The organism is Streptomyces filamentosus (assembly GCF_014654895.1).
Lineage (GTDB): Bacteria > Actinomycetota > Actinomycetes > Streptomycetales > Streptomycetaceae > Streptomyces > Streptomyces filamentosus.
The window spans coordinates 164,901-178,238 of the sequence record NZ_BNBE01000001.1; the positions used below are offsets into that span (position 1 = coordinate 164,901).

Genomic DNA, 13,338 nt, shown 5'->3' on the forward strand with positions numbered 1-13,338 from the left:
GTGAGGCTCCTGATGGCAGTCTGAGGTGGGACGTCCATGTCTCCCTCGGGGGGCGGCTGTGCGATTCAGAAGAAATGCTGGAGCAGGGTGGTGGCGTCCACGGTGCCGAGCAGGTGCGGCTCTTCGTCGGTGTAGTCCACGACCAGGACGACGGGACAGCCGGTGCGTTCCATCACCGCGGCCATGTGGAGAGGTGACGCGTCGGGGCTGACGACCGGCGGACCGGGCGGACGCGTGGGCAGGATGTCCGCGAGGAGGATCTCGCCGGCCCCGGCCCGCACCGTCTCGTCGAGTGCCTCGCCCACGACTGCGGCGAGCAGGGGGTCGTCCCGCACGGGGCGGGGCAGAGCGGCGTTGAGGATCGTGGTGGGAGGCACTGCGGCAAGGGGATGTCCGTCCGCGCTCACGACGACGAGTGCCGGCGCCCTTTCGCGGATGAGCAGGCCCACGGCGTCCCAGAGGCGGGTGTCGAGCCGGACAGAGGTACAGGGCCATGCCAGATCACGCGCGTGCATGCGGGATGGTCTCCCCCGTGCTCGTCCCGCCGCCGGAGGTCTTCGGAGGCGTGGTACCGGTGCCGATGAGGTCGTCGACGTGGAAGAGGCGGGCGATGGGGACATCGGTGCTGCTGTGGGCGATGATCGAGAAGGCGATGCAGACGGCGATGAGCGTGTACGCCTCCTGTCCCTGCGGAATGCCGGCCTGGAGGACGAGCAGTCCGTAGACGACCGACGCGAAGCCCTTGGGGCCAAACCATGCGGCCACCAGCTTCTCGCGGCGGTCGATCCTCGTGCCCCACAGGGACAGCAGCAGGGAACCGGGCCTGATCAGCACGATGGCGAGGACGGCGGCTGCGTAGCCGCCCCAGGAGAGGTCGCCGAACAGCTGCGGGGTCAGCAGGGCGCCGAAGACCAGGAGGGCGGCGAACTTGGCCAGCTCCGCCAGCGCCTCGCCCAGCGGCTCGAACGCCTTGTGGGACTCCGGCGCGACGGCGGCGAGGACCGCGCCCGCGGAGAAGGCGGCGAGGTAGGGGTTGGCGTGGGTGAGGTGACAGGCCGCGTACAGGATGATCCCGGTGGCCAGCGGCAGCAGAGGTTGCAGCTTGGGCTCGGCGCCGAAGTGCGGCAGGCGTACGAGCCCGTTGACGATCAGCGGGAGCAGCACGCCGAAAGCGAGACCGAGGCCGAGCTCCAGGGCGATGCTTCCGTACGACGCCTCCGCACCGGCCGCGGTCGGGCCGGCGGCGGCGATGAGAATCAGGACCACCGGAAGGGCGAGCCCGTCGTTGATGCCGCTCTCCACGTTCAGCAGCTCCCGCAGCCGGGCCGGCACCTCCTTGCGGCCCACGATCGCGGAGGCGAACACCGGGTCCGTCGGCGCCAGGACCGCGCCGACCAGGAAGGACGTCGTCCAGTCCAGGCCGACCAGGTAGTGGGTGATCAGCGCCATACCGACGCAGGCGAGCGGCATGCCCAGCCCGAGCGCCCTGACCGGATTGCGCCAGTTCGCCCGCAATTTGGCGAAGGAGACGTGCATCCCATCGGTGAACAGCACGGCGAACAGCGCGAGGTCGGCGGTCACCGCGACGATCTCGCTCTCCGGCGTGACATGGATCAGCCCCAGGAAGCCGTCGCTGACGAGCGCTCCGCCGAGCAGGAAGAGCAGCGAGGTCGACAGGACGGTACGGGCGGCGAGCCCGGACAGCAGGACCGCGACGAGCAGCGCGGCCCCGAAGACGGCGACAAGCACCATGAAGGAAGTCCCCCGATCGGCAAATAAGACACGTGTCCCTTGCTCGCCGACCAGACTTCCCGGCACACCACGAGGAAACTTACACCTTCCCTACGCGGCATTGACAGAACCTTGACACGCACGAAATCCCGGCATCTATTGCCGAGGTCCGGCAATTACAAAGGAAGGGATCTTCTTACTACGCCACCCCAAGCCGGGCAGCTCGCCCGCGGATGCGGTGTCCGTCCAGGTCGCCAGGAAGACCGGTCGGCGACGGTCGAATCGGTTCTGGAGCCCGTACGGCTCCGACGGGCACGGCCGCGCAAGGGCGGTCGTGGGGCACGGCCAGGACCTGAACTCATGCGTCCGCGCGGTACAGACTGATGCCACCGTTGACAAACAACTGCACGTACCCACAGGACCAGCAGATCAGCCCGGTGGCCGACTCGTTCGCCCACGCGAGGTTGAAGAACTCCATCCCCGTGCTGTTGAGCTTCACCTCGCGCTCCCGGAAAACATCACCCCCGCACGTCAGGCAGCGAATCTCCCGCTTGCCGATTCGTGCGCGTACAGGCTTGGCCATGGTTCCCCCTTCGCTTCCGTGACTCGGCAGCGGTTTGGCCGCTGTTCTGCACTGTTTGCCATTGTGCGGCGAGGGCAGGAGCAGCTGCCTTGCCATCGGTCGGCAGTCTTGTCGCCTGACCGATGCCGACCCAGTTACTCCCCACGGCCTGACTCGACATGACGGGACGATTGGACGACCGCTCCAAGGGCCGAGGAGCCGGGTGCGCCGTCGATCACCGGCTGCCGCCGGGCCGGACACCGCTCTCGGCCTGGCAGTGGTCCGGCGCGTGAGGTTGCCCGAGGCTGCCGGACCGCGCCAGCGAGACAGACAGATCCGGGCGCCAGGTGGTCATGCCACCTGTTCTTGCCACGATCGGCTCCTCCTCTGAACAGCACCGCCTGACGGGGCTCTTTTCCCACCGAACCCGGTTGCTATGGTCGGAACTTCGAGCAGCAGATCGATTCAGCTCCTGGAGCACGTCGGAGCGATAGCACACACGGGGGAAGGGGTCTGATGGCCTGGGAAGAGTGGGAACAGCTCAAAGCGGAGGCCTCGGGTCAGTCCTCCACCGCGATGTAGCTGAACCGGGTGCCCGACGAACAGGATCCGGGTGGCGGGGCGCCCGGCGGTGACCTCAAGGTCAGCCAGCAGGATCTCGCCGCCGTCGGCGACTCCGCCTTCAAGCTCTTCGACAAGCTGGGCAAGGACGGACGCGACGCCTGGTCCGTCAGCCAGTCGGCCGCCAGGGACCTGCGGACGCAGGGCTTCGACCTGGGCGACGCGATCGACCACGTGCAGGACCGCTGGGAGAAGCAGTTGAAGACGTTGCTGGACGCCTGCGCGCACATCTCGAACCACATGGACTTCACGCAGAACGCGCACGCCGGCGACGAGCACTACATCTACGGCGTCGTGAGCAGCATCGCGACCCTGGACGAGGGCTTCACGGAGAGGACCCAGCGCTGATGGACCTCGAAGCGCTGCGTCAGGGCAGCTTCGGCCAGCTCAGCCAGGCCATCACTGCCTGGAAGGGGGTCGCGGACAAGCTCAAGGCACTGGAGACGGACGCCAGGGACGACCTCAAGGCCAAGGCGGACAAGGCGAACTGGGCCGGCGCGAACGCCACCGTCTCCCGCTCCTTCATCACCAAGACGGCGGGCGAGTTCTCGGACGCGCACACGCAGGCGCAGAGCATCCACGACATCCTCAAGGACACGCATGACGAGCTGGTGAGCTACAAGCAGCAGCTCGACCAGGCGCTGGAGCGCGGCCGTCAGAAGAACCTGACGGTGACGTCGATACCCGGCGGTTTCACCGTCACCATGCTCATCCACCCGGATCGCGCCGCCAAGGGCCACGACGTACCGGACCACTCCCCCCAGGACGCCGAGCACCTGCGGGACGTCGTGGAACGCATCCTGAACAGGGCGACGGAGAGCGACTCGACCGCCGCGACCGTCCTGCGCGCCCTCGTCGACCAGGCCGAGACCGGCTTCTCGGGAGCGAAGTACGGCGACCGGGACACCGCGATCGACGCGCTGCGCAAGGCCGAGGAGGCGGCGAAGCTCCTGAAGGAGAAGGGCGACGAGATGTCGCCCGAGGAGTTCCAGAAGCTGAACGGCCTCCTCGCCTCGTACAAGAACGACCCGCTGTTCCAGGAGAAGTTCGCCACGCAGGTGGGTCCGAAGGCGATGCTGGAGTTCTGGGCCGACCTGTCGAGCCCGGACAACCCGAACGAGCTGACGCGCACCCTGGACCGGACGCAGCTCAACCAGCTCGGCGAGTTCCAGAAGAACCTCGGCGCGGTCCTCGGCGGCGCCACCCAGTCGGACAGCTCCGCCATGCGGAACTGGGAGAACGACATGGTGTGGCTCTCCGGCGAGCGGTACAAGACGCGCGGGGCGGAGGTCTACGGCTATCAGATCATGAGCAACCTCATGCGCACGGGCGACTACGACGACCAGTTCCTCAACAAGTACGGCAACCAGCTGGTCGCCACCGAGGAGAAGATGAAGATCCCTGGCAACTACTACCAGGGCATGGGGCAGATGATGCCCAAGATGAACTTCATCGGCGACGACGACTTCGGCCGCGACCCGATGACCGGATTCATGACGGCGCTCTCCAACAGCCCCGACGCGGCCACGCAGTTCTTCAACACGAAGGAGCCGCAGGACAACGCGCAGTGGGTCCTGAAGGAGCGCCCGTCGTTCGACGACTCCCCGCTGAAGGACGGCCCCAACGAGGCCCTCGACGCCACCGGCAAGGCGATGTTCGCCGCCGTCTCCGGCGCCACCGGGCCGGACGCGCCCAAGTCGGAGTTCGGGGAGCACCCTCCGGAGCGGCGCGAGGCGATGAAGCGCACGCTGGACATCCTGGCGAGCACGGGCAACGACTTCCCGCCCGAGCTGCGGGACGACATGGCGTACTCCATGGGAAGCCACAGCGACTGGGTCCACAAGTCGATGAGCAGCCCTCTCGTCAAGCACGAGCTCGACTCCGGGCAGTTGATGGAGGTCAGCAAACAGATCTCCAGGAACCAGGAGTCATACACCCTCCTGAACAAGCAGATGCACGGAGCGATAGCCGCCGACATCTACACAGAGAAGACTCATCCGGAAGACAGCCTGGACAGGGCGGGACGCACCATCGGCTTCCTGGAGGAAGCCCGCTACCAGGCGACGAACGACGAGAAGGGCGAGAAGCTCGCCGACGCCTCGTGGGAGAAGGCCGGCAGGTACCACGCGATCGGCGGCCTCGTCACACCGTGGCACCCGGCCGGTGACGCGGCCCAGCGCGTGGTGGACCTGATCACCTCGAAGATGCTGGAGGACGAGCAGAACCGGATCAACGCCGACGCCACCAGCGATCACACCAAGACCTATGAGAACCGCAGGTTCGAGCTGCAGAAGCTTGCGGACATCTGGTACCAGGAGAACAAGGAATGGGCGGAGGATCCGACGCACGAGGGATTCTCGAAGGAGCACGGTGTGTACGCCCAGATCGAGGGCTCCGCGAACGACGGCAACAAGAAGGCCGAGGGAGTGGCGGGCATCCAATGACAAGGGCAACACGTCGCGGGGTGACGTACGCGCTCGCCGCCGTCGTCTCGTTCTTCCTCACTGCCTGCGGCGGGGGACGCGAGTACGCGGTCCCGGAGCAGACCTGTGGGATCACCGTGAATCGGACGACACTCGACCCGTTCCTGCCTGACGGGGAGAAGGTCGAGATCGTCGGCGACTCCCTCGTCGAGACGGGCGAGGACACACGCGGCCACTGCGAGATCCGGGTGGACGGCAAACGGGCGATGTACCTCCGTGTCAGCAAGGTGGACAAGCTCTACGACCCGATGGGCGAGGTGGACGCGTTCCGCTTCACCAACCGCGAGAAGATGAGCGGCCTGCCGTTCCCGGGCGAGGGAGCGTTGGGTGACGCTGCGGCCATGGTGAACACGGAGTGCACGGCGCCCGGAGCGGCGTACCTCAGTGTTCTGGTCACCGTCGACGGCACGGTGGACGACGAGGTCGCCGAACGTCGCCGCGACCTCCAGGCATTCGCCGTGGACCTGGTACCGGCGGTGAAGAAGGCCCTCGGCTGCGCGGCCTGACGCCCGGCGGGGAAGCCACGTCCTCGCCGGGCCCCGGACGGTCTCGTCCGGGGCCCGGCGGGGACGGCCCCGTGACAAGGCCAGAGACCGCGAGCCGGCGCACACGAAGGAATACGGGCATCCCGGCCCACGAAGAACACGAGAGCGACAGGAGAGAGCGTGACGTGGAACGACCGCGAGCCCATGTTCGTAAGGAGGGGCCGATGGGTCTACAACTCGCGTAACCCCGTGGCGCGGGTGCTGATGCTCCTGACCGTCGCCGGCCTGGTCGGCTCCTACCTCTACGTGTCCGACCAGGGGCAGTGGAGTGAGTCCGAGCTGCGCGACGCGGTCCACGGGGCCGCCCGCGATCTTGAGGCCGAGCCGCAGCGGGTGTACTTCGGCTACGACAGCATGATCAGGGACGCCATCGAGGCGACGGACGAGGGCCCCGTCTCCGACCTCGTCATCAGAGCCACCGACGACGGCCACGGGAGCGGTGCGGCGAGCATTCCCACGGAGGACAGCTTCGAGGTCAGCGCGGCCCACATGTCCGAGACCTTCTGCATGCGCCTCTCTCCGCCCGAACCGCCGCGCGCCCTGGGAAAGACCCCCACCGTCAGTCTGACCGTGCAGGTCTCACGGGGCGACTGCTGAGACCTCCTCCGGCGTAGTCTCTCCCGGCTTTGCCGCCCAGGCAGGGAAACAACGGTCATGCCGAGCCCTCCCGCTGCCGGTACGCAGAGGTGAGGTGCGCGCTTGCGGGCTCGGCGGGGCGGCCCGCCGTGAGCGGACCCCGGTGGGTCGAGCCTCTCCTTGCCCCGGCAACCCGTACGAGCACCTCTGCCCCTGCCGGGAGCCGGCGCTCTGGGGGACACAGCGCCACACAGAAGGTGGACGAGTGGGGGCGGAGCGTATGGTGAAGGCGGGTGTGCCGGGAAGTCTGGTCGGCGATCTCTGTGACCTGCCCTGGAGCCCGCATGACTCCGATGTCCCCGGTCGAACGGGTCCGCCATCGTTCCCTGACGCTGCTGCGCAGACTCCGTCCCCGCCGCGACCACGCCGTCGTCCGGTTCAGGGGCGACCTGACGGCTGACACCGTCATCGACACGCATCGCGTGCTGCGCGCGGCCCTGCGCGATGTGCCGACGGTGCTGGTGGTCGACGTCTCCCGTGTGACCCACCTCAGTCCGGACGGAGCTATGGCGCTACTCCTCGCGGTCCGGGCCGCCCAAGCCCAGGGAACCCGGATGGAGATCACCGGTGCGCATGCGCAGGTGGCGGCGACCATGCGCCAGACGGGGCTGGAGCGCTACCTGTCGGTCCTCCCTCCAGCCCGTTAGCCCGCTCGCCGCGGTGATGTCCCCGTCGGCACTCGAGGCTTGCCCCTTGTCGGGCGGGCTCGGGCGGGAGTACGTTCACGGCTGGTGTGCCGGGAAGTCTGGTCGGCGTTCAGGGGCCGTGTGCCCGCCGTTCCCTCTCGTGGAGGCCTCATGGTCTCGCCCGCCCTCCTCACCGAGTCCCTCACCAAGCGCTACGGCCGTATGACGGCACTGGACAGCCTGGACCTGAGCGTCCCGGCGGGCGAGGTCTTCGGGTTCCTCGGGCCCAACGGCGCCGGCAAGTCCACCACCATCCGGTTGCTGCTCGGTCTGGCCCGGCCGACCGCCGGCCGAGCGTGTGTCTTCGGTGCGGACGCCGCCGACGTCGCCGTGACGCACCGCCGGCTGGCCTATGTGCCGGCCGACATAGCGCTGTGGCCCCGGCTGACGGGTGCGGAGACGCTCGAACTTCTGGCGCGGACGGGGCCGGGCACCGATCTCGCCTATCGGGACGAGCTGGTGGAGCGGTTCGGTCTGGATCCGTCCAAGCCGGGCCGGACGTACTCCACGGGGAACAGGCAGAAGGTGGCGCTGATCGCTGCTTTCGCCACCCGGGCTCCTCTGCTCGTGCTGGACGAGCCGTCCAGCGGCCTGGACCCGCTGATGGAACGTGAGTTCCGCCACGCGGTGGGTGAGGCCCGGGACAACGGCCAGACCGTCTTCCTCAGTTCGCACCAGCTCTCCGAGGTCGAGGCCGTCTGCGACAAGGTGGCGATCCTGCGCGCGGGGCGGCTCGTGGACGTCGCGGCCGTCGGAGAGCTGCGACGGCTGCATCGCACGGAGGTGACGGCGGGCTTCGCCACCACGCCGCCGGACCTGACCCGGGTGCCCGGCGTGGAGGAGGTCGAGGCGACCGGCGCGACGTCGGTCCGGTTCACCCTCATTGGACCGCCCGGCCCGGCCCTGCATGCGCTGGCGGCCGCCGACGTGCGGAGCCTGACCGTGCGTGAACCGTCCTTGGAAGAGATCTTCCTCGGCTACTACGGCGGGGAGGAGCGATGACCGCCACGGTGACGGCACCCGGCGCGGGCCGGGGGACTCTTTCTTCCGCCACGTGGGTGGTCACGGGCCTGACGCTGCGACAGACGTGGCGGGGAGCGGTCGTCGTGATCGCGCTCGCGGCCCTGATGTCCGCGGTGGCGGTGGGCGCCTATCGCACTGCCGTCGCAAGCCCGTCCGACGCCGCGGCTCTGGCTGCTCTGGCTGAGAATCCGGCGATCCGTACGCTGTTCGGCGAACCGGTGGCGCTGCATGACGCCGGCGGTTTCGCGGTGTGGCGGACAGGGACGGTGCTCTCGGTGCTGCTCGCGGTGTGGGGACTGCTTGCCGCGACACGGATCACCCGGGGCGAGGAGGACGCAGGCCGGTGGGACGTCCTGCTCGCCGGGAGGGTGCCGGTCAGGAAGGTGGTGACGCGCCACCTCGCAACCCTCGTGGCCTGGACGCTGCTGGCGGGCGTGGCCGCGTTCACCGGTCTCGTCGTCGCGGGCGCGACCGCGCACGGCGCGATGGCACACGCGGCCGGCCTTGCCCTGTGCGGAGTGTTCTCCGCCTCTGTGGGCGTGCTGACGTCGCAGGTGTTCGCCGCGCGGTCGGCTGCCAGCGGTGCGGCGGTGGCGGTGCTCGGCGTCGGCCTGCTGCTCAAGATGGTCGGGGACGGCATCGCCGCTCTGGAGTGGCTGCGCTGGTTCACGCCCTTCGGCATGGCGGCACTCGCGCGCCCCTACGACGGAGACCACATGGGGCCGCTGGCGGTCCTGGGAGCCGTATGCGTTCTGCCGGCCGTCGCCGCCCTCGCCGCGGCAGGACGACGCGACGTTCGTGGCGGCCTTCTACCGTCTCCGTCGGGTCGAGCGCCGCGCACGGTCCTGCTCGGTTCGCCCCAGGCGTTCGCCGTGCGGCGCCTTCTCCGGCCGCTGGCCGCCTGGTCGGTAGGGATCGGTACCTACTTCCTCCTCATCGGTGTGCTGGCCGTTTCGATGACGGCCTTCCTCGCCGGCAACCCCCGCTTCGTCGAGCTCGCCGAGCAGTCCGGTTTCGGTGGGCTGGCCAGCGTCGAAGGCTACGTGGCAGCGCTGTTCGCTCTCTTGGCCGTCCCCGTGGGAGCGTTCGCCGCGGTCCGGCTCGCCGGCCTCGCCCAGGACGAGACCTCGCGACGGCTGACGCTGCTGCTCGCCCAGCCCATCAGTCGGGTTCGGGTGCTCGCCGCCGAGGTCACCGCCTCGGCCGGGGGCGCCGTCGTGCTGACGACCGTCGCCGGCCTGGCCACCTGGGCCGGGACCGTGACGGTCGGTGCAGGCCTGGGCCTGCTCGACGCGTTGTCCGGGGCGTGGAACGTCCTGCCCGTGGTCTTTCTGTGCCTGGGCTCCGGGGCTCTGGCTCTCGCCTGGGCTCCGCGCGCGGTGGGGTTCGTCGGCTGCGTGCCGGCTGCGGGAGGGTTTCTCCTCAACGTGTTCGCCGACTCCTGGGGATGGCCGACGTGGGTCGGGCAGGTCTCTCCTTTCGCGCATCTGGCGGCCGTACCCGGCGCCCCGGTCGGCTGGTTTGCGGCGATGATGATGACGGCTGTCGGTGTCCTTGCCATGGTGGTCGGCGCGGCCGGCTATCAGCAGCGGGACCTTCGCGTCTGACCGTCCGAAGAGCAGGGTCAGCTCTTCTCCGAGGTGACGTGCGCAAGGAGCAGGGCGGCGAGCAGCGCCCATGGCAGGTACGCCGGACCCGCCGTGGCGTAGGTAGTGGCGGCGAGCCCGCAGGCGGCCACGAGGAACGTGGTCAGGCCCCGGCCTGTGGTCAGGAAGGCCCATGCCCGGCGTGCGCTGCCCGGTCGTCTCGTCTCCGTCACGGCTGTGCGGATCACGAGGGCCGCCACGACAACGGCACAGCCGAGGAGCGCGGGGCCGTATCCGTCCTCGATCACCGGCTGCCGCCGGGGCGGGCGCCGGTTCCGGTCTGGTAGCAGTCGGGGATTCCGTCGCCGTCGTCGTCGCGGTTCTCGGCCTCGTAGAGCTGCCTGTAGATGCGGTTGCGGCGGCGCAGGAGGAGGGCGGCGAGTGCGGCGGCGGTGAGGGAGCCGATGAGGACGGCTGCCTTGACGTGTTCGGCCTGGGTGGGGTCGGGGAAGGCGAGTTCGCCGATGAGGAGGGCGACGGTGAAGCCGATGCCGGCGAGGGTGGCGAGGCCGAGGACGTCGGCCCAGGCGAGGTCGGGGTTGAGCTCGGCGCGGGTGAAGCGGGCGGCGAGGTAGGTGCCGAAGAAGATGCCGAGGATCTTGCCGACGACGAGGCCGATGAGGACGGCGAGGGGTTCGGGGTCGGTGAAGACGTGACCGAGGGCCTCGCCGGAGACGCTGACGCCGGCGGCGAAGAGGGCGAAGAGGGGGACGGCGACGCCGGCCGAGAACGGGTGGATGAGGTGGGCGACCCTCGCGCCGGGGGATGCCTTCTCGTTCTTGTCGCGGGTGGTGCGCAGGATGAGGCCCATGGCGACGCCGGCGACGGTGGCGTGGACGCCGGAGTTGTACATCAGGGCCCAGACGGTGATGCCGAGGGGCACGTACCACCACCAGCCCCGGATCCGGAAGCGCTGGAGGGCGTAGAAGAGGACGAGGCCGGCGACGGCTCCTGCGAGGGCCCAGAAGTTGAGGTCGGAGGTGAAGAAGATCGCGATGATGAGGATGGCGCCGAGGTCGTCGACGACCGCGAGGGTGAGCAGGAAGGCGCGGAGGGCGGTGGGGAGGTGGGTGCTGATGACGGCGAGGACGGCGAGGGCGAAGGCGATGTCGGTGGCCATCGGCACGGCCCAGCCGTCCGGGGAGCCGCCGCCCGCCTTCGCGGTGAGGACGTAGAGGGCGGCCGGGACGGCCATGCCGCACAGGGCGGCGACGGCGGGCAGTGCGGCGGTTGCGGGGGTGCGCAGTTCTCCGACGACGAGTTCGCGCTTGAGCTCGATGCCGGCGACGAGGAAGAAGACGGCGAGGAGGCCGTCGGCTGTCCAGTGGCCCACGGAGAGGTCGAGGCCGAGGGCGGGTATGCCGAAGTGGAAGTCGCGTACGGCCTCGTAGGCGCCGCTCCACGGACTGTTCGCCCAGGCCAGCGCCACTACGGCGGCGGCGAGCAGGACGAGTCCGCCGACCGTCTCGGTGCGCAGGGCTTCGGCGACCGCCTGGCGTTCGGGCCAGGGAAGGAGTCCGAAGACGGTCTTGCGAGGGCGTGCCTGGGTCATGGGAAAGCCCTCCGGGGCATGTCGGCGGACGGGCGCACGGGCCCTCGGACGCCGACCAGACTTCCCGGCACACCAGCATCGATCGTTTCTTGATGCGTTCTTCACAGCCTATCGGCAGGCCGGGGGGCTCACCAGGGCGCCCTGCGGACGGTGGCCGGGTACGAGGGGTGAGGGTGCCCGTGTCCACCAAGGCGCGAGGTGGATGCGGGCACCCTCGGGAGCCGGGCCGCCGGGGGGCGGTCAGACGGTGGTCTTCACCGGCTCCTGGTCGGAGTCCTCGTCGGTGTCGAGGCCGGCGTCGCGGCGCTTGGCGAAGGCGAGGAAGGAGTTCAGCTCCCGCTTGACGACGGGGGCGAGGAGGTAGAGGCCGATGATGTTGATGACGGCGAGCATGAAGAGCACCGCGTCGGCCATGTCGATCAGGGTCTGGAGGGTCAGGAGCGAGCCGGCGACGGCGAAGACGGTGTAGACGACCTTGTAGGTCAGCTCGCTGGCGCGGCTGCGGCCGAAGAGGTGCGTCCACGCCTTGAGGCCGTAGTAGCCCCAGGTCAACACGGTCGAGATGGCAAAGAGCATGACCGCGATGGTGAGGATGTACGGGAACCAGGGCAGGACCGTGCCGAAGGCGTCGGAGGTGATGGTGACGCCGCCGATGGACTCGCCGGCGCGGGCTTCGGCCCAGCTGGCGGGGTTGGCGATGACGATGGTCAGGGCGGTCATGGTGCAGATGACGACGGTGTCGATGAACGGCTCCAGGAGGGCGACCAGGCCCTCGCTGGCGGGGTGCTTGGTCTTGACCGCGGAGTGGGCGATCGGGGCGGAGCCGAGGCCGGCCTCGTTGGAGAACGCGGCCCGCTTGAAGCCGATGATCAGCGCGCCCAGCACGCCGCCGGCGACGCCCTGCGGGTTGAAGGCGCCCTCGATGATCGTGGAGACCGCGGCGGGGACGGCGGTGACGTTGACGGCGATCACGACGAGGCAGGCGGCGATGTAGATGCCGGCCATGGCGGGGACGAGCTTGCTGGTGACGGAGGCGATCGAGCGGATGCCGCCGAGGAGCACGATGCCGACGAGGGCGGCGATCAGGATGCCGAAGAACAGGGCGCCGGCGGAGGAGCCCATCATTCCGTCCTCGCCGCCGGTGACGGAGACGAGCTGGGCGTAGGACTGGTTGACCTGGAAGAGGTTGCCGCCGAAGAGGCCGAAGAACAGGACCATGAAGGAGGCGAGGACCGCGAGGACCTTGCCGAGGGTCTTGCCGTTCTTGCCGAAGCGCTCGGCGAGGCCCTTGGGCAGGTAGTGCATGGGGCCGCCGGAGACGGTGCCGTCGGCGTGGACCTCGCGGTACTTCACTCCGAGGGTGACCTCGACGAACTTGGTGGCCATGCCGAGCAGGCCGCACAGGATCATCCAGAAGGTGGCGCCGGGGCCGCCGATGGAGACGGCGACGGCCACACCGGCGATGTTGCCGAGGCCGACGGTTCCGGAGACGGCGGCGGTCAGGGCCTGGAAGTGGTTGACCTCTCCGGCCGATCCCTTCTCGTCGTACTTGCCGCGCACCACGTTCACGGCGAGGCGGAACTTGCGCAGCTGAACGAAGCCGAACCAGCCCGTGAAGACCAGACCCGCGACGACGAGCCAGGCCACGATGAGCGGGACCTCGGTGCCCCCGACGGGCACGGAGTAGAAGACGACCTCGCCGAGCCAGGTGGCTATCGGCTCGAAGAACCCGCTGACGGCTTCGTCGACGGACTGGGTGAAGGAATCGAGTGACACGGTGGGGACCTCAGGTGCGCAGGACCGGCCTTGCGGGAGGCGGTGCCGGTGTGGGGGTGCGGTCTGTGAGCGAACGC

Annotated in this window: 13 protein-coding genes; 7 read left to right on the forward strand and 6 right to left on the reverse strand. The window is 69.3% G+C overall.

Features of this window, described 5'->3' with window-relative positions; genetic code table 11:
• Nucleotides 1-65 precede the first annotated feature (65 nt).
• The 3 genes from IE326_RS00920 to IE326_RS00930 form a co-directional block, all read right to left on the reverse strand.
• The gene (locus IE326_RS00920; RefSeq protein WP_190040533.1) at nt 66-377 is read right to left on the reverse strand and encodes a CBS domain-containing protein; all 312 of its coding nucleotides are present in this window, start codon (nt 375-377) and stop codon (nt 66-68) included.
• 124 nt (nt 378-501) lie between these two features.
• Nucleotides 502-1,752, reverse strand: coding sequence for a cation:proton antiporter (locus IE326_RS00925; RefSeq protein WP_190040534.1), 1,251 nt, complete (start codon nt 1,750-1,752; stop codon nt 502-504).
• Nucleotides 1,753-2,089: 337 nt separating this feature from the next.
• Nucleotides 2,090-2,314, reverse strand: a complete 225-nt coding sequence (locus tag IE326_RS00930) for a hypothetical protein (RefSeq protein WP_150235255.1) — start codon at nt 2,312-2,314, stop codon at nt 2,090-2,092.
• A 570-nt stretch (nt 2,315-2,884) separates the two neighbouring features.
• On the opposite strand from IE326_RS00930, the gene IE326_RS00935 reads away from it, so the two are divergent.
• From IE326_RS00935 to IE326_RS00965, 7 genes are all read left to right on the forward strand, one after another.
• Entirely contained in the window at nt 2,885-3,262 is a 378-nt protein-coding gene (locus IE326_RS00935) for a hypothetical protein (RefSeq protein WP_373310146.1), read from the forward strand.
• On the forward strand, nt 3,262-5,358 hold the full coding sequence (locus IE326_RS00940) for a hypothetical protein (RefSeq protein ID WP_190040535.1): 2,097 nt from the start codon (nt 3,262-3,264) through the stop codon (nt 5,356-5,358). Before IE326_RS00935 ends, IE326_RS00940 begins: the two co-directional genes overlap by 1 nt.
• Nucleotides 5,355-5,903 (forward strand): hypothetical protein, encoded by a 549-nt coding sequence (locus tag IE326_RS00945; RefSeq protein ID WP_190040536.1) that lies wholly within the window; start codon nt 5,355-5,357, stop codon nt 5,901-5,903. Before IE326_RS00940 ends, IE326_RS00945 begins: the two co-directional genes overlap by 4 nt.
• Nucleotides 5,904-6,062: 159 nt before the next feature.
• Complete coding sequence (locus IE326_RS00950) at nt 6,063-6,539, forward strand: hypothetical protein (protein ID WP_190040537.1); 477 nt, start codon at nt 6,063-6,065, stop codon at nt 6,537-6,539.
• Between the two features lie 323 nt (nt 6,540-6,862).
• On the forward strand, nt 6,863-7,225 hold the full coding sequence (locus tag IE326_RS00955) for an STAS domain-containing protein (protein ID WP_190040538.1): 363 nt from the start codon (nt 6,863-6,865) through the stop codon (nt 7,223-7,225).
• A 150-nt stretch (nt 7,226-7,375) separates the two neighbouring features.
• Nucleotides 7,376-8,266 carry an ABC transporter ATP-binding protein gene (locus tag IE326_RS00960; RefSeq protein ID WP_190040539.1) on the forward strand — a complete coding sequence of 297 codons (891 nt, stop codon included), beginning with the start codon at nt 7,376-7,378 and terminating at the stop codon, nt 8,264-8,266.
• Entirely contained in the window at nt 8,263-9,894 is a 1,632-nt protein-coding gene (locus tag IE326_RS00965) for an ABC transporter permease (RefSeq protein WP_229915151.1), read from the forward strand. Before IE326_RS00960 ends, IE326_RS00965 begins: the two co-directional genes overlap by 4 nt.
• A gap of 17 nt (nt 9,895-9,911) precedes the next feature.
• Here IE326_RS00965 and IE326_RS00970 read toward each other — a convergent pair whose 3' ends face one another.
• The 3 genes from IE326_RS00970 to IE326_RS00980 all read right to left on the reverse strand — a co-directional run bounded on the left by IE326_RS00970 (nt 9,912) and on the right by IE326_RS00980 (nt 13,261).
• Nucleotides 9,912-10,181 (reverse strand): hypothetical protein, encoded by a 270-nt coding sequence (locus IE326_RS00970; protein WP_190040540.1) that lies wholly within the window; start codon nt 10,179-10,181, stop codon nt 9,912-9,914.
• Complete coding sequence (gene nhaA, locus IE326_RS00975; RefSeq protein WP_190040541.1) at nt 10,178-11,485, reverse strand: Na+/H+ antiporter NhaA; 1,308 nt, start codon at nt 11,483-11,485, stop codon at nt 10,178-10,180. Before nhaA ends, IE326_RS00970 begins: the two co-directional genes overlap by 4 nt.
• Before the next feature lie 240 nt (nt 11,486-11,725).
• On the reverse strand, nt 11,726-13,261 hold the full coding sequence (locus tag IE326_RS00980) for an alanine/glycine:cation symporter family protein (RefSeq protein WP_190040542.1): 1,536 nt from the start codon (nt 13,259-13,261) through the stop codon (nt 11,726-11,728).
• Nucleotides 13,262-13,338 lie beyond the last annotated feature (77 nt).

What these genes read in the sequence shown, in the direction of transcription:
- IE326_RS00925 (WP_190040534.1), bottom strand. Translation starts at nt 1,752, where the DNA reads ATGGTGCTTGTCGCCGTCTTCGGGGCCGCGCTGCTCGTCGCGGTCCTG.
- IE326_RS00930 (WP_150235255.1), bottom strand. Translation starts at nt 2,314, where the DNA reads ATGGCCAAGCCTGTACGCGCACGAATCGGCAAGCGGGAGATTCGCTGC.
- IE326_RS00940 (WP_190040535.1), top strand. Translation starts at nt 3,262, where the DNA reads ATGGACCTCGAAGCGCTGCGTCAGGGCAGCTTCGGCCAGCTCAGCCAG.
- IE326_RS00945 (WP_190040536.1), top strand. Translation starts at nt 5,355, where the DNA reads ATGACAAGGGCAACACGTCGCGGGGTGACGTACGCGCTCGCCGCCGTC.
- IE326_RS00955 (WP_190040538.1), top strand. Translation starts at nt 6,863, where the DNA reads ATGACTCCGATGTCCCCGGTCGAACGGGTCCGCCATCGTTCCCTGACG.
- IE326_RS00960 (WP_190040539.1), top strand. Translation starts at nt 7,376, where the DNA reads ATGGTCTCGCCCGCCCTCCTCACCGAGTCCCTCACCAAGCGCTACGGC.
- IE326_RS00965 (WP_229915151.1), top strand. Translation starts at nt 8,263, where the DNA reads ATGACCGCCACGGTGACGGCACCCGGCGCGGGCCGGGGGACTCTTTCT.
- nhaA (WP_190040541.1), bottom strand. Translation starts at nt 11,485, where the DNA reads ATGACCCAGGCACGCCCTCGCAAGACCGTCTTCGGACTCCTTCCCTGG.